Source organism: Sphaerisporangium fuscum (assembly GCF_018531465.1).
Taxonomy (GTDB): domain Bacteria; phylum Actinomycetota; class Actinomycetes; order Streptosporangiales; family Streptosporangiaceae; genus Sphaerisporangium; species Sphaerisporangium fuscum.
This window is the reverse complement of record NZ_JAHDTF010000034.1, coordinates 1-16,057: the sequence shown is the minus strand read 5'-3', so window position 1 is coordinate 16,057 and position 16,057 is coordinate 1. Positions and strand designations below refer to the sequence as shown.

General features: G+C 74.0%; 9 protein-coding genes and 1 pseudogene. 7 read left to right on the top strand and 3 right to left on the bottom strand.

Features of this window, described 5'->3' with window-relative positions:
* The first annotated feature begins 59 nt into the window (after positions 1–59).
* The 3 genes from KIK05_RS36260 (at position 60) to sepH (ending at position 5,463) form a co-directional block, all read left to right on the top strand.
* On the top strand, positions 60–1,244 hold the full coding sequence (locus KIK05_RS36260) for an MFS transporter (protein WP_250564033.1): 1,185 nt from the start codon (positions 60–62) through the stop codon (positions 1,242–1,244).
* A 64-nt stretch (positions 1,245–1,308) separates the two neighbouring features.
* Complete coding sequence (locus KIK05_RS36255; protein ID WP_214415377.1) at positions 1,309–2,589, top strand: D-arabinono-1,4-lactone oxidase; 1,281 nt, start codon at positions 1,309–1,311, stop codon at positions 2,587–2,589.
* 324 nt (positions 2,590–2,913) lie between these two features.
* On the top strand, positions 2,914–5,463 hold the full coding sequence (sepH, locus tag KIK05_RS36250) for a septation protein SepH (protein ID WP_214415376.1): 2,550 nt from the start codon (positions 2,914–2,916) through the stop codon (positions 5,461–5,463).
* A 458-nt stretch (positions 5,464–5,921) separates the two neighbouring features.
* Here the strand turns inward: sepH and KIK05_RS47520 are convergent, their stop codons facing one another.
* On the bottom strand, positions 5,922–7,931 hold the full coding sequence (locus KIK05_RS47520) for a PH domain-containing protein (RefSeq protein ID WP_250564032.1): 2,010 nt from the start codon (positions 7,929–7,931) through the stop codon (positions 5,922–5,924).
* The gene (locus KIK05_RS36240; protein ID WP_308250253.1) at positions 7,928–8,440 is read right to left on the bottom strand and encodes a PH domain-containing protein; all 513 of its coding nucleotides are present in this window, start codon (positions 8,438–8,440) and stop codon (positions 7,928–7,930) included. Before KIK05_RS36240 ends, KIK05_RS47520 begins: the two co-directional genes overlap by 4 nt.
* A gap of 349 nt (positions 8,441–8,789) precedes the next feature.
* On the opposite strand from KIK05_RS36240, the gene KIK05_RS36235 reads away from it, so the two are divergent.
* Together KIK05_RS36235 and KIK05_RS36230 are read left to right on the top strand one after the other, a co-directional pair.
* Positions 8,790–9,767 (top strand): ATP-binding cassette domain-containing protein, encoded by a 978-nt coding sequence (locus KIK05_RS36235; protein ID WP_214415375.1) that lies wholly within the window; start codon positions 8,790–8,792, stop codon positions 9,765–9,767.
* Entirely contained in the window at positions 9,764–10,576 is an 813-nt protein-coding gene (locus KIK05_RS36230) for an ABC transporter permease (protein ID WP_308250252.1), read from the top strand. The genes KIK05_RS36235 and KIK05_RS36230 overlap by 4 nt, the downstream gene beginning before the upstream one ends.
* Before the next feature lie 270 nt (positions 10,577–10,846).
* On the opposite strand, the gene KIK05_RS36225 is transcribed toward KIK05_RS36230, so the two are convergent.
* Positions 10,847–14,458, bottom strand: coding sequence for an AfsR/SARP family transcriptional regulator (locus KIK05_RS36225; protein ID WP_214415374.1), 3,612 nt, complete (start codon positions 14,456–14,458; stop codon positions 10,847–10,849).
* A gap of 113 nt (positions 14,459–14,571) precedes the next feature.
* Between KIK05_RS36225 and KIK05_RS36220 the strand changes: the two genes are divergently transcribed.
* Together KIK05_RS36220 and KIK05_RS36215 are read left to right on the top strand one after the other, a co-directional pair.
* Positions 14,572–15,129, top strand: a complete 558-nt coding sequence (locus KIK05_RS36220) for a YbhB/YbcL family Raf kinase inhibitor-like protein (protein WP_308250251.1) — start codon at positions 14,572–14,574, stop codon at positions 15,127–15,129.
* 183 nt (positions 15,130–15,312) lie between these two features.
* Positions 15,313–16,057, top strand: a pseudogene (locus tag KIK05_RS36215) (hypothetical protein); the annotation flags it as partial.

The following is a 16,057-nucleotide window of genomic DNA, read 5'->3' as shown; positions in this document are numbered from 1 at the left end:
GCCGGGGGGCGCACGAAAGGGGCGGAAAAGTGGTCGGGCCGTATCGAGGGCTCTTCAGCATGCCCGGCGTCAAAGGCTTCGTGATCGCGGGATTCTTCGGGCGTATGCCGATGTCGATGCTGGGCATCGGCATCGTGCTGCTCATCTCCGCCCTCACGGGCTCGTACGCGACCGCCGGGGCGATCTCGGCCACCGTCTCGCTGGCCTTCGCGGTCGCAGCCCCGCTCTCGGGACGGCTGGTGGACCGCTTCGGCCAGGCCACAGTACTCATCCCGCTGGTGCTCCTGCACGGCGCCGCGCTGGTGACCCTGATGCTGTGCGCCAGGTACGGCGCGCCGACCTGGACGTTGTTCGCGAGCGGCGTGGTCGTCGGCGGCGCCTCGACCTCGCTCGGCTCGATGGTGCGCGCCCGCTGGTCGCACCTGCTCGGCGGCTCCGAGAAGCTGCACGCGGCGTTCTCGTTCGAGTCCGTGGCCGACGAGGTGATCTTCGTCGCCGGCCCGGCCCTGGTCACGGCGCTGTCGACGACGGTGAACCTCTACGCGGGGCTCGTGCTGGCGCTGGTGTGCACGGTCATCGGCACGGTGTCGTTCGCACTGCAGCGGGGCAGCGCGCCGCCCGTGCGCCGGGCGGAGACCCACTCGGGCAGCCCCATCACCATCCCCGGAGTGGCGCTGCTGTCGTGCGTCTTCCTGGCGATGGGCGCCGTGTTCGGCTCCGTCGACCTGATCACCGTCGCGTTCGCCGAGGCCCACGACGCCAAGAGCGCGGCGGGCCTGCTGCTCGGGTCGTTCGCCGGCGGCAGCATGGTGTCGGGCATCTGGTACGGCTTCCACCGCTGGCGGATCTCGCTGCGTCACCGGTTCGTCCGGGCGCTCGGCGTGTTCGCCGTCGGGCTGGTCCCCATCCTGTTGATCGGGGACGCCCGCGTCATGGCCGTGGCGCTGTTCTGCGCGGGTCTCGCCATCTCGCCCACGATCATCACGGGGTACTCCCTCATCGAGCGGCTCGTGCCCGGGCACCTGCTCACCGAGGGCATGGCGTGGGTGTCCACCTCCGTGGGGTTCGGCGTGGCGCTCGGCGCCTGGGCCGGCGGACGGCTCACCGACGCGTTCGGCCCCTCGAACGCCTACGCGTTCTCGTTCGCCTGCGCTCTGCTGGCCGTGGCGGTCGGGGTCGCCGGCAACTCCTGGCTCCGCACCCCCGAGACCGGCTCCTCCCAGGCCCCCTCCACGGCCGCCTGACATTTTCGTGAGCCGGGCTCATGTCTCTGGTCATCGGCCGGTTCCTCATTTATCGTGCTCCACCATGAAACCCGTCTTCCGGAACTGGGCGGGCAACCAGTCCGTCACGCCCGCCGAGGTCCGCTCGCCCTCCTCGGCCGCGGAGGTCGCCCAGGCCGTACGCGACGCCGCCGCGCGCGGTCAGCGGGTCCGCATGGTGGGCACCGGGCACTCCTTCACCGGGGTCGCCCTCACCGACGGCATCCTGCTGCGCCCCGAGGCGCTGACCGGCGTCCAGGAGATCGGGGACGGCCGCGTACGGGTGGCGGCGGGCACCCCGCTGCGCGTGCTCAACGAGGAACTGGACCGGCGCGGGCTGGCCCTGGCGAACATGGGCGACATCACCGAGCAGACCGTGGCCGGCGCCATCCAGACCGGCACCCACGGCACCGGCCGGGACGTCGGCGGGCTGGCCGACCAGGTGGTCGAACTGGAGATGGTCCTGGCCGACGGGTCGATCGTCACGGCGTCGGAAGGGGACCTGTTCGACGCCGCCCGCGTGGGCCTCGGCGCGCTCGGCGTCCTCACCGCGGTGACCTTCCGCGTCGAGCCGGCGTTCCTGCTGCGCAGCGTACGGCGGCCGATGGCGCTCAGCGAGATCCTCTCCACCCTCGACGAGCTGACCGCGGACAACGAGCACCTCGACTTCTTCTGGCTCCCGCACACCGACACCTGCCTGGCCAAGACCAACAACCGCTCCCCCGGGCCCGCCGACCCGCCGGGGGCGTTCAAGCACTGGCTCGACAACGTCTTCCTGGAGAACACCCTCTTCGGCGCCCTGTGCGCCGTCGGCGGCCGCGTCCCTGCCGCCATCCCGACGCTGAACGCGATCTCGGCGAGCGCGCTGTCGGCGTCCACGCACACCGACACGGCCTACAAGGTCTTCACCAGCGTCCGCACGGTGCGCTTCCTGGAGATGGAGTACGCCGTCCCGCGCGAGCGGCTCGGCCAGGCGCTGCGCGAGACCCGCGACCTGATCGAGCTGAACGACTGGCGGATCACCTTCCCGATCGAGGTGCGGGTCACCCCGCCCAGCGACGCCTGGCTCTCCACGGCCCACGGCAGGGACTCGGCCTACATCGCCTGCCACATCTACCGGCCCACCCCGAACCCGGCCTACTTCGAGGGCGTCGAGGAGATCATGACCCGGCTGTCCGGCCGGCCGCACTGGGGCAAGCTCCACACCCGGGACGCCGCCTACCTGTCCACCGTCTACCCCCGGTTCGGGGACTTCACCGCCCTGCGCGACGAACTCGACCCGCACCGCCTGTTCGCCAACGACTACCTGGACACGGTGCTCGGCTGACTTCCGGGAACGACGTGGCGGAGGCCGGTGACGCCGGGCGACCGAGGGGTCGCGCGGACGGTTTTCCGGACCTCTTGGGGTAAGTCGGAGGCGCGAGCGCGCGTGATTCGCGAGAATCCGGGAAGGACGCCTAACCCGTTTGCTGCATATCGACCAGGCGCTAGATAGGGTGAATGCGACATACATAACCGCCCCTCATCGGTCCCCGCGCCCCTGAGGAAGGCGATGTTCGGACATGCCGGGTACGGTGCTGGCAGGCAACCGGCTCACGCGAGAGACTCAAGGGTCCGGGGGAATGTTGAGCACGACGACGAAGGGACTCGCATGCAGGAGCTCCGACTCGTCGCGGTGAGCGAGGACGGCACATACCTCGTGCTGGCTACGGCCGGCCGGGGCACACGGTTCACGCTTCCCGTCGACGAACGGCTCCGAGCGGCGGTCCGCGGCAACTTCTCCCGTCTCGGCCAGTACGAGATCGAAGTGGAGAGTCCGTTGCGCCCCAAGGAGATCCAGGCCCGCATCCGTGCCGGGGAGACCGCGGAGGAGATCGCCGCCACCGCGGGTATCCCGGTGGAGCGTGTCCGCTGGTTCGAGGGACCCGTCCTCCAGGAACGTGAATACACCGCCCAGCAGGCCCAGCGGGTCGCCGTCCGCCTGCCCGGTGAGTCCACCCCCGGTCCCACCCTCGGCGAGCTCGTCGCCGAGCGGCTCAGCCGCCGTGGCGTCCCCGCCGACGAGATCGACTGGGACTCCTGCAAGCGCGACGACGGCCTGTGGCGCATCAAGCTCGGTTTCGTGTGGAACGGTCACACGCGTAACGCGGAGTGGCTGTTCGACCTCAGGCGCCGCCACGTCACCCCGCACGACGACGAGGCGATGCGCCTGTCGGCCTCCGAGTACGTCGAGCCCGAGGAGGACTCGACGGTGACGCCGTTCGTGCCGAGGCTCGCCGCCAAGCTCGCCCCCGTCCTGGCGGAGCCCCCCACGACCCTGTCGGGCCCCACCGGCCTGTCCGGCTCCGAGCCGGCCGCCTACGCCCAGCCGACGCCCCTGCGCGCCGCCGAGCCCGTCGAGCGGCCGGAGGCCGAGCCCGCGGCGCGGCAGCACGCTCCGGCTCCCCAGGCGTTCGAGCGCGATCTCCCGCCGGCCTACCGGGGCGACTCCGAGGCGGCGCCGCAGGGCGTCGCCCAGCCGTCGTTCGAACGCGTCGCACACGCCCCGTCCGACCAGGGCGTACGACCGATCCCGCAGCCACCGTCCGACCGCGACGCACGCCCGGCCTTCCAGCCACCGTCCGCCCTGGACGCGCAGCCGGTCTCACAACCGCCGTCCGACCGCGACGCACGCCCTGCCTCTCAGCCGCTCTCCGGCGGGGACGCGCAACCGGTCCCGCAATCGCCCTCCGGCCGGGACGCGCGGCCAGTCTCGCAATCGCCCTCCGGCCGGGACGCGCGGCCAGTCTCGCAACCGCCGTCCGACCGGGACGCGCGGCCGGCGTTCGAACCCGCGCCCGCCCTTCAGCCGGCCGGTGGGCCCGTATCCCCGGTCGCCGCCCCCGCGGAGACCTCGCCGACCGCACCCCAGGCCGCCCCCGCCGCGGACGGGTCGCCTGCCGCCGTGGGCGCCGAGCAGGCGTCCGGGGACGAGGCGAGCGCCGCCCTCACCCGGACCAGCGCGCCCGCTCCGGAGGAAGCCCCGGCGGTCGAAGCGGCCTCTCACGAGACCGCTGCCGCCCAGCCGGCCACCTCCGAGGTTCCGGCAGCCCCGCCGGTCTCGGCCGTCGCGGAGGTCTCGGCAGTCGCAGAGGCCCCGGCCGTACAGCCGGAGGCCCCGGCCGCGGCCACCGCCGAGGCCGCCTCGGTCACCGCGGAGGTCCCGGCCGCTCAGGCAGCCGGCACCGAGACGACCCCGGCAGCCACAGAGCGGACCACCGCCCCTGAGGCGACCCCGGACGCCGTCGAAGCCCCGGCCGCACACGCCGCCACCGCCGAGACGATCCCAGCAGCCACAGAGCAGGCCACCGCCCCCGAGGCGACCTCGGACGCCGTCGAAGCCCCCGCCGCAGAGGCCACCACCGCCGAGACCGCCCCGGCAGCCACAGAGCAGGCCACCGCCGAGACGGCCCCGGACGCCACGGAACGGGCGGCACGCGAGGCGGCCGCGGACGCCTCAGCGGCCCCCGCCGTCCAGGCCGACGGCTCCGCGGACGAGGCCGCCGTGCGGCCTCATGCGCCCGCGGACGCCCAGCCCGCGTCCCCCGAGACCGGGACGACCACCCGGCCCGCCTCCGGCACGGCGACCGTGGCCGAGGCCCAGGGGCAGGCGGCCGAGAGCGCGGCGGAAGTACGGGCGGCAGGCGCCCCGGCCCCCGAGGCCGCGCCCTCCGCCGCCGACGGCACGTCCTCCGCCGACACGGCCGCCTCCGCACCCGCCGTGGCCGAAGAGGCGCAGGCGCCTCCGGCGGAGCCCGCGCGTCCGGTTGCCACGCCCGCCCCGGCCCCGGCAGCCGCGTCTGTTCCGGCCCCGGCCACCACGCCTGCTCCGGCAGCCGCGCCCGCTCCGGCAGCCGCGCCCGCTCCGGCAGCCGCGCCGGTCAGGATGACGGCGTTCGCCGCCGCGAAGAAGGCAGCCGAGGAGGCGGCGGTGGCCGTCCCCGCGGCCCGCACCAGCGGCGAGACGGCCGAGCGTCCCGCCGCGGCGGCCGAGCCCGAGAAGGCCGAGCAGCCCGAAAAGGAACCGGCCAAGCCGGCCGAGCCCGCCGTTCCACCGCAGGCCCCGCCGAAACCCGCCCGCCCGGCCCGTAAGTCCCGCGGCCGCCGCGCGTCGGTCCCGACGTGGGACGAGATCATGTTCGGAGCCCGCCGCCAGGACTGATCAGCGAAGGACCCAGCCGGTCCGCAAGGCGGCCCACTGAAAACGGAAGAGGCACCGCTGAGGCGGTCCTCCCTGAACAGAGGGGCGCCTCTAAAGCGGTCAGCCCGAAAACAGACAAGGGCGCCAGTGCGGCGGTCCCCCAAAGGGAGGGAACGCCCACAAGGCGGCCATCCGGAAACGGAAGGGGCGCGGGTGAGGCAGTCCCCCAAAGGGAGGGAACGCCGATAAGGCGGCCATCCCGAGGCGCCCGTAAGGCGGTCCCCTCAATCGGGATTGTCCGCAAGGCGGCCATCCCGGAGACGAAAGGGCACCCGTGAGGCGGCCCCCCGAAACGGAGGGGGCGCCTGTGAAGGGTCAGCCCCAAAACAGAAAGGGCGCCGGTGCGGCGGTCATCCCGCCGCACCGGCGCCCTCATGAACCACCAAGGTGCCCAGTCCCCTGCCCGTCCCCCCGCCGGGCTAACCTGAGCACTCCTCCTGTCCCGGAACCGGCCGATCCTCCCGTCCCGCAGCCGGTCGATCCTTCCGTTCCGGAACCGGTCGCCCCTCCTGTCCCGGAACCGACAGGTCCTCCCCTCCCGGAACCGGTCGCCCCTCCTGTCCCGGAACGGGCAGGTCCTCCCGTTCCGGCACCAGCAGGTCCTCCCGTCTCGCAGCCGGTCGATCCTCCCGTCCCGCAACCAGCCGATCCTCCGCTCCGGCAACCGGCTGGTTCTCCCGGTGCAGGAACGGTGTGATCCACTCTGGGGTGACCTCGGCGGCGAAACACACGCCCTGCTCCTCACCCGTGTCGATGGCGGCGTAGCCGCCGCTGCCGGCGCCGACGCCCGCGATCACCGTCAGCACCCGCGCACGGCGCTGGAACCACGTCTGGCGCACCGTCCAGCCGACCACGGCACGGCGTTCCACCACGGCCTGGGCACGCGGCAGCGACCCCGACCGCACCGACAGCCGCGCGCCGTCGTAGGTGTGCCCCAGCGAACGGTAACGGTCGAGGCCGAGAGGGACGCCGAGCGCGGCGGCGACCAGCGCGAGCAGGGCGATCCAGGCCCAGCCGAGCAGCAGGGCGGCGGCGGCCACGGCGACGGCGGGCGCGACGGCCCGGAACAGCCGCCTGCGCCGGGCCGCGGGCGGATGCGGCCGAAGCGCGGCGTCGAGGGGGCCGATCGCCTGGGCCGCCACGCGAAGGGCGAAGTCCCGCGGGGTGTCGGGCAGCAGCTGCCCCCTGGTCCTGGAGTCGCCGAGGCCGGTGACGAGCGCCCACAGCCTCCCGACGTTCACCCGGCGCTCCAGGATCCCCTCGGCGAACTCGTACCCACGTATCCGGCCGTGCTCCAGCGCCACACTGCGCCGCGTGACGAGGCCTCTTTCGGCGACCAGCGAGGGGCCGTGGCGGTGGAGCCGGAAATCCCAGTTGAAGACGGCGTACATGATCACGCCCGCCACCGGCATGGCCGCCAGCAGCGCGACCCCGGCGACGACCAGCAGGACGGGGCGGTGCCACAGCCACTCGCCCAGCGTGATGGCCGCGCTCTCGTCGAGGCCGAACTGGCCGCCCCACTGGAAGGCCAGGCCGATCGCGCCGCCCAGCAGGGCGAACGGGGCGAACAGGAACGCACCCGACAGCGGCCCGTACACGAGCCAGCGGGCGGGGACCCGTACGTCCAGGTCTTCATGTGCGGGAGGCCCCACACCGGCGACCGGCACCGCCGGACCGGCAGCGGCGAGTCCTCCCGGCTCGGCCGGCGTGCCCGGCGCCGCCGGCTCGGCCGGGACGACCCACGTGCCCGGAGCTTCCGTACCGACAGGGGCGACCCCCTCTGGCTTCGCCGGGGCGACCCGTGTGCCCGGCGTCGCCGGACCGGCAGGCGTGAGCCCCTCCGGCACGGCCGGGGCGACCCGCGTGCCCGGCACCTCCGGCTCGGCCGGGGGGAGTGCTTCCGGGGCGGCCGGGGCGGGGGTGGGGTGGCCCGTCTGCCGCCGGACGGTACGGCTGCGGCGCAGGAGGAGCTCCCTCAAGTGCTCGGCCTCGGCGAGAGGGACGCCGTCGAGCTCACCCTCCTGCTTGTCACCGGCGTTCGCCCCCGTGTCGACGCGCACCACCGCCAGGCCGAACAGGCGGTGCAGGGGTGGTGTGGTGACGTCCACCCCCCGGATGCGATCGAGGGGGACGGCGCGGGACGAACGGCGGATCAGCGACCTGGTGATCTCCAGGTGGTAACCGGTGACCTGGTAGGTGGACGTGACCCACCGCAGCGCCGAGTACCCGACCGAGCCGATCACGCCGAGCAGCGCCCAGAGGAACGACGACGGCGAGAACCCGCCCACGAACAGCACTCCGACGAGGGGCAGGAAGAGCGAGGGCAGCATCCGGACCGGGTCGATCAGCAGCACCAGCGGACTCAGCCGCGACGGCCCGATCCCCTCCGGCCGGGCCGCGGGTCCGGCGGGGTCCGCCGGCTCGCTCATGTGGCGTCGTCCCGCAGCTGGTGGGCCCGGTGGGCGAGGTCCTGGGCGAGGCGGGCCGCGACGCCGGCGTCCAGGCCCCTGATGGACGACGAGCCGGCGTACGAGGCGGTGCGGATCTCGAGGGTGGCGAGCCCCAGGAGGCGCTCGAACCAGCCCTGTTCGTTGTCGACCGTCTGGATGCGGCTCACCGGCACGAAGACCCACTGCCTGCTGAACCAGCCGGAACGGGCGTAGACGACGTCTCCGGAAAGCTCCCACCGGTGGACGGCATAGCGCCACAACGGCTCGATGACCACGAAGGGGAGCTCCACGACGGCGACCGCGACCGGCAGCCACCAGATGTGCTGGGAGACCCACGCCGGCAGCCAGGCCCGGCCCGAGCCGCTCGCCCACGCGGCCACCAGGGCGGCCCCTCCCACGAGGAGCGCGAGCCCGAAGAGCGCCTCCAGCGACCACAAGGTGATCGCACGGCGTGACACCCGGTGGGCGGGGTCCCGCAGGACAGTCACCCCACCAGCCTAGTGCCGTCCGCGCCGCCACTCCCTCGACTTCAGGGCCCGTCCAGACGCACCCACCGCACTCAGCATCAGCCGCCCGCGCCGCCACTCCCTCGACTTTCGCGCCCATCACGGACGCGGCCGCCGCGCTCAGCATCAGCCGCCCGTACCGCCACTCCCTCGACTTCCGGGGCCGTCCGGACGCGGCCGCCGCGCTCGGTATCAGCGGTCTGTCAGCGGCTGACGGACCGCGCGGACGCGGGCTCAGGAAAATGTCAGTGCCGTCCGCCAGACTCGGGGTGTCACGTTCGGTCGTGGGTCGGGCGTGCACGGTCACCCCCCTCTCCGAGGAGTCGAAACGATGCGATACGCGATCCAGGCCGAAGGCCTGGTGAAGAGATATGGCGAGACGCGGGCGCTCGACGGCGTCGATCTGGTCGTCCCCGAGGGGCGCCTGCTCGGGGTTCTCGGGCCGAACGGCGCGGGCAAGACCACCGCGGTGCGCATCCTGGCGACCCTGCTCAGGGCCGACGGCGGGCGCGCGACGGTCGGCGGCTTCGACGTCGCCCGAGAGGCCCACAAGGTGCGCACGCTGATCGGCCTCACAGGGCAGTACGCCGCGGTGGACGAGACGCTCACCGGCGTCGAGAACCTCGTGATGATCGGCCGGCTGCTCGGCCTGTCGCGTGCCGCCGCCAAGGCGCGGGCGGCGGAGCTGCTGTCGCGGTTCGACCTCACCGGCGCCGGAGGGCGGGCCGCCAAGACCTATTCGGGGGGCATGCGCCGCCGCCTCGACCTGGCGGCGAGCCTGGTCGGCCGTCCCCAGGTGCTGTTCCTCGACGAGCCCACCACCGGTCTCGACCCGCGCAGCCGCACCGAGCTGTGGCAGGTGGTGCGCGACCTGCAGGCCGACGGCGTCACCGTGCTGCTGACCACGCAGTATCTCCAGGAGGCCGACGAGCTGGCCGACGACATCGTCGTCTTCGACCACGGCCGGGTCATCGCCGCGGGCACCTCCGACGAGCTGAAGGCCACCACCGGGGCGCAGGTCCTGCAGGTGCGCCCGACGCGGGAGGGCCATCTCACGCTGGTGGGCGAGGTCATCGCCGAGATCGTCGGCGACCGTCCCCAGCTGTCCGGAGGTGAGGCGACGGTCAACATCAAGGATCCCGCCGTGGTCCCCGCGATCGTACGGCGCCTCGACGACCTCGGGGTGGTGGCCGCGGAGCTGAGCCTGCGCAAGTCCAGCCTCGACGAGGTCTTCCTGGCCCTGACGGGCCACCGTGCCGAAGAGCCGGCCGCCGCCGAGACGGCCGAGAAGCAGGAGGTGTCCGCGTGACCGCCCTCACCGGATCCGTGCCGGCGGCCACCGTCCCCGGCCGCGTCGGCCCGGTCGCCGCGCTGCGGCACACCATGACGCTGGCCTGGCGCAGCCTCGTCCAGATCAAGCACAACCCCATGGAGCTGCTCGACCTGTCGGTGCAGCCCATCATGTTCCTGCTGCTGTTCACCTACGTCTTCGGCGGGGCGATCGCCGGGTCCACCGGGCAGTATCTCCAGTTCTCGCTGCCCGGCCTGGTCGTGCAGAACATGCTGTTCGCCACGCTGACCACCGCCATCGGCCTGAGCACCGACATCACCAAGGGGGTGTTCGACCGGCTGCGCAGCCTGCCGATCGCCCGTTCCGCCCCGCTCGCCGGGCGCATCGTGGCCGACACCCTCAAGCAGGTGTGGGCGTTCGCCCTGTTCATGGGGCTCGGCACCGTGCTCGGGTTCCGCATCCACAACGGGATCGCCGGGCTGCTCGGCGCGCTGGCCCTGCTGGTCGGGTTCGCCCTCGCCATGTCCTGGCTGTCGGTGCTGATCGGCCTGGTCGCCTCCGATCCCGAGAAGGTGCAGATCATGGCCTTCTCGCTGATGATGCCGCTGACGTTCACCTCCAACGCCTTCGTCCCGACCAGGACGATGCCGGGGTGGCTGCAGAAGTGGGTGGAGATCAACCCGGTCACCCACCTCGCCGACGCGGTTCGCGGCCTGCTGAGCGGCGGCCCGGTCGCGGGGAACGCCACGATCTCCCTGGCCTGGGCCCTCGGCATCGCGCTGGTCTTCGCCCCCCTGTCCCTGCGCGCCTTCCGCAACCGCGTCTGACCACCCCCATGCCCGGCTCCCACATGACGGTCATAGGATCCCCCGGCGCGGAGGGCGTCCGGCCGGGGACGGCGCGGGGGGCGTGCGGGACGGGACGGCGCGGAGGACGTGCGGGACGGCGCGGGGGGCGTGCGGCCGGGGACCGCGCGGGGGGGCGTGCGGCCGGGGACCGCGCGGGGGGGCGTGCGGGCCGGGACGGCGCGGAGGACGTGCGGGACGGCGCGGAGGGCGTCCAGCCGGGGACCGCGCCGGGGGGCGTGCGGGCCGGGGTCATTGGTCGGCGAGGGCGATGATCTCGTCGCGGGAGAGCGAGCGGCCGTGCCGGAACCACCGGGCGTACTCCTGCGGAGGCAGCGCGGCGGTCGTGGCCTCGGTGATGCGCACGTGGTCGTACCCCACGGGCTTGTCGATCCCGCGCAGGCCGGCGGCGGCGCCCAGCAGGGCCGCCGCCCGCGCCGGATCGCCCTCGCGCACGACCAGCCCGGCCAGGGCGATGAGGGTGAGGCCGAACGCCGGGCCGTCGACGGTGTCCCGCCCCAGCCTCAGCGCCTCGGCGTGCGCCTCGCGCGACGCGCCGAGGCGGCCCTCCTGCTCGGCGAGCAGGCCCACGGACGAATGCAGCATGGCCAGATAGTGACCCGGCATCACCGGCGGCGTCCCGGCCAGGCGGAGGGAGTGCTCGTAGTGATCTCGCGCGATGTCGAACTCCCCCCGCTCGCGGGCCAGGTCCCCGCACACGGCGAGCACCCCCGACTCCGCCATGCGGTCCCCCGTGCTCCGGCAGATGCCGAGCGCCTCGTCCAGCACCACCTCGGCGCGGGCCCAGTCGCCCAGGGCGCCCAGGGCCGTGGCCAGCCGGGTCCGCATGTACTGCGTGTCCTCCACCGCGCCGATCTCGCCCGCCAGGGTGAGGGCCTCCTCGATGACCGCGACGGTCGTGGCGTCGTCCCCGTGCAGCATGCTCATCTCGCCGAGCGCCCCCATCGCGGTGGCGACGCCCCATCTGTCTCCCACCGCCCGGAAGTGTTCGAGCGCGGTCCGGACGTCCGCCTCGCCTTCGGCGATCCGGCCGGCGTTGTAGTAGTGCAGGTGGGCGCGCAGGAGGTGGGCGCAGGCGACGACCCACCGGTCGGGGTCCTCGAACAGTTCGGTCAGGAAGCCCTCCGGGTCCGGCGTGGGGCCGGCGAAGAACATCTGCAGAGGCTCGGCCAGTGTCATGATGGCGGGCCAGGGGCGCGGCACCGACGACTTCGCCAGGCGCATCGCCTCGTTCAGCACCTCTTCGGCCTCCCCCCACTGGTCGGCGCCGGCCGCCAGGAGGATTCCGCGGACCGAGAGCGCCACCGCCAGCTTCCGGGCCTCGTCCTCCTCCCGCCCCACCCCCGGCGCACCCGCCTCCAGCACGGTGACCACCTCGGCCGCGCGCTCGACGCCCAGCACCACCGCCGGCTCCCCGGCCCCGCCCTTCTCCCGCCCCACCCCCGGCGCACCCGCCTCCAGCACGGCGACCACCTCAGCGGCGCCCTCGGCACCCAGCACCACCGCCGGCTCCCCGGCCCCGCCCTCCTCCCGCCCCACCCCCGGCGCGCCCGCCTCCAGCACGGTGATGACCTCGGCGGCGCGCTGGGCGCCCTCGGCGCGGCGCCCGGCGAGGTACCAGTACCAGCCGAGCGCTCCGACCAGCCGCGGGCCGAGGTCGCGATCCCCCCGTCCGGCGGCCCAGCGCAGCGCCGCCGTCAGGTTGTCGCGCTCGTCGGCCAGGACGGCGAGCCAGGTGACCTGATCCGCCCGGCGCAGTTCCGGTTCGGCGGTCTCGGCCAGACCGGTGAAGAATTCGGCGTGCGCGAGCCGCAGAGGCTCCTCCTCACCCGACTCGGCGAGCCTTCCGGCGGCGTACGCCCTGATGGTCTCGAGCATGCGGTAGCGCTCGTTCTCGCAGATCACCAGCGACTTGTCGACGAGCCGGCCGAGCACCTCCAGCACGTCCTCGGGAGGCAGGCCCGGCGAGGAGCAGACGGTCTCCACCGCCTCCAGCGCGGCCCCGCCGGCGAAGACGGCGAACCTGCGCGCCAGCACCTTCTCCCGCTCGTCCAGCAGGTCCCAGCTCCACTCGACGACCGCGCGCAGCGTCTGGTGGCGGGGCAGCGCCGTCCGGCTGCCGCCGGTGAGCAGGCGGAACCGGTCGTCCAGACGATCGGCGATCTGCTTGGCGGAAAGGGTGCGCAGCCTGGCGGCGGCCAGTTCGATGGCGAGCGGCATGCCGTCCAGCTCCCGGCAGATGCGCTCGATCGCCTCCGCGTCCCGGTCGGCGGCGTACCCGGGGCGGGCCGTGGCGGCGCGCTCGGCGAACAGGCTGCGGGCGTGGTCGTGGTCGAGGGGCTGCACCGGCCAGAGCAGCTCGCCGGTGATCCCGAGGGGTTCGCGGCTGGTGGCCAGGATGCGCACTCCGGGACATTCGGCCAGGATCCGCTCCGACAGCAGCGCGGCCGCGTCGATCAGGTGTTCGCAGTTGTCCATGATGACGAGCTGCCGCCGCGCGCGGAGTCCCGCCACGATGCGGTCGGTGAGGTCGACGGGGTCCGCGGGCGCGGCGCCGGCCGGGCGTACGGACGCGCGACCGCTGTCGCGCAGGCCGAGCGCGGCCAGCACGGCCTGCGGCACGTCGTCCGGCTCGGCGACGGGCGCCAGTTCGACCAGCCGGACACCGTCGTCGAGCCACCCGCCACCCGCCGCCCCGCCCGCGCCGCTCTCCCCGGCCCCGTCCAGCAGGGCCTCGGCGGCCTCGACGGCGAGCCTGGTCTTGCCCGCGCCTCCCGGGCCGAGCATGGTGACCAGACGGTGCCGGGCCAGCAGTTCCCCGGTCCGCCGGACGTCCTTGTCCCGGCCGACGAAGCTGGTCAGCCGGGCGCGCAGGTCGCCCTTCCGCCGGCCCTCCCCCGCGCCCGCCTGGTCCGGCGAGGAGGGCCCGGCCCCGTCCCCGGCCGGCGGCGCCGCCGCCGCCGAAACGGGTAACGGCGCCGGAGACGGTGACGGAGCCGAAACCGGTGACGGAGCCGGGGACGGTGGGGGGAGAGGTTCTCCGCGGAGGATGGTGAGGTGGAGCCGGGCTAGTCCGGGTGAGGGGTCGGCGCCGAGTTCCCCGGCGAAGTACCGGCGGGCGTCCTCGTAGGCGGCGAGCGCCTCGACCGTCCGGCCCGCTTCGTACAGCGCCCGCATCAGCTGCCCGCGTAGCCGTTCCCTGAAGGGGTGGGCGGCGATCAGCGCGGGGAGCTCGGCGGCGACCTGGGGATGGCGCCCCAGGAGGAGCTCGGCGTCGACCCGGTCCTCGATGGCGACCAGGCGGAGCAGTTCGAGCCGCACGATCTCCGCGCCGGGGGCCGCGCTCGGTACGGCGGCGGGGTCACGGCCGCCGGTGGCCGGGACGGCGGACGGTCCCGTGCCGCCGAGGTCGGCGAAGGCCGCGCCCCGCCACAGCGACAGCGCCTGCCCGAGGGTGTCGGCGGCGGGGGCCGGGTGCCCCCGGGTCAGCTGCGCACGGCCGGCCGCCGCGAGGCGGGCGAAGCGATGGGCGTCGACCTGATCCGGAGATATAACCAACCGGTAACCCGTGGCGTCCGCGGCCACCAGATCGCGGCCGAGACAGGCCCGCAGCCGGGAGACCAGAGCCTGCAGGGCGTTGCCGACCCCGGAGGGGGGATCGTCCTCCCACACCGCCGACACCAGCGTCTCCACGGGCAGCGTACGACCCGGGGTGAGCAGCAAGGACGCGAGCAGCGCCCGCAGCCGCCGCCCGCCGAGCGCGACGGGGCCGCCGCCGAGACGGGCCTCCAGAGGACCCAGGACGGCGAAACTCGCCTGCCTATCCGACTTCGCCCCGTCCATGCCTAGATTCTGGCTGATTTCCCGCTTTCCGGAGCTGCGCATTCCGTCGATGAGGTCGGCGCACCCTCCAGATCCGCGTAGCATCAGCGACCATGGGGCAGGCGAGAATATCCGTGCGCGTTGGACGTGCGGGGCGTGGCGTGCGGGCGGCGACGGCCGCCGCCGTGGCCGCGGCGGCGGTGTCGGGCTGCGGCATCATCGGCCAGATCTCCCCCACGGCCCAGTCGCTCGACCAGCTCAGCGTCTCCAGCCCCCGCTTCCGCGACGAGGCTCCGCTCCCGGCCGACTACTCCTGCGCCGGCAAGTCCGGGAACCCTCCCCTGCGCTGGTCGGGTGTGCCGCAGAAGCTGGCCAAGTCGATCGCCCTGGTGGTCGACGCCAACAACGCCCAGGGAGCCGCGCAGGTGCACTGGGTGCTGTACAACATCGACCCCCTCACCACGGAGCTGGCGCAGGACAGCGTGCCGAGGGGGGCCGTGGAGGGCGTCACGTCGACCGGCAAGCCGGGCTACTCGCCCCCGTGCGGCCGCGACGACACCTACCGTTTCAGCGTCTACGCCCTGAACGCCAAGCTCGAGCGCAACAAGGGCCGCGATCTTCGCGAGACCCTGGAAGCCATCGCCCAGCACACGATCGCTCGCGGACGCCTCTCGGCGACCCACATCGAGTGACATGCTGAGCACCAGAGGTAGTAGTCGATACCGGATCTTCTCGTAGGGTGTGACAACGGTCATAGTGGTCGGACACAATCAGATGCAATCCCGGAGCGCAGGTGGACAACGGGGGCAGACCGCGTCGATGGCCGCGCGGTCTCACCAGCGCCACTGGAAGGCCATGGCCATGAAGGTGGTGCAATGACAGCGGTCATTTTCGGCCTTGTGGCCGTAGTGCTGCTCGTGCTGGGCGTCGTTGCCGTCGGCATGCGTTCGATGAGCCGCCGGGAGAGCAACCTGCCCCCCGAGCGGATCCGCAAGATGGCCGAGCAGGCGGATGACCCCAACGCCAAGAAGCCCGGTCGTCCCGCCGAGGAGACCTTCTTCCGCAGCTTCCCCGAGGGGTTCGACGCCTTCCAGGAGCCCGAGAGGGTGACCGCCCGCCTGCGTCCGGGGGGCGGCAAGCCCGCCACGGCCGGCAAGCCGGGCCCTCGCAGCAGCAGCAGGCAGGGGTCCTCGCGCGGCCGGCGCGGCGTCGACGAGTGGGGCGCCGACGACTACGACGACGAGTACTGGACCCGCGTCCGCGAGGACGACGGCGCGTTCGGGGGCACGATCGCGGCGCGCGTGGGGGCGAGCCGCCCCGACCTCCCCTCGTCCTCCGGCCCCGGCGCCCCCGCCGAGGACAAGGGCAGGACGGACGACGCCGACGCGACGGCCACCACGATCCAGGCACCGCTTCCCACGCGCCCGTCCGGCCTCGCCGACCTGGTGGAGCCCGCCCCCAACACCACCCCCTCCGCGGCGGCGGCCACCGACCGCACCGTCACCTTCTCCGCTCCGATCCCGCCGGCCCCGGCGGCGCCCGCCACGCCCCCGGCGCAGCCCGCGCCCGCCGCCTCCGCCGCCGACGTGCTCGGCGCCATCGGCGCCTCCCAGGCTTCCT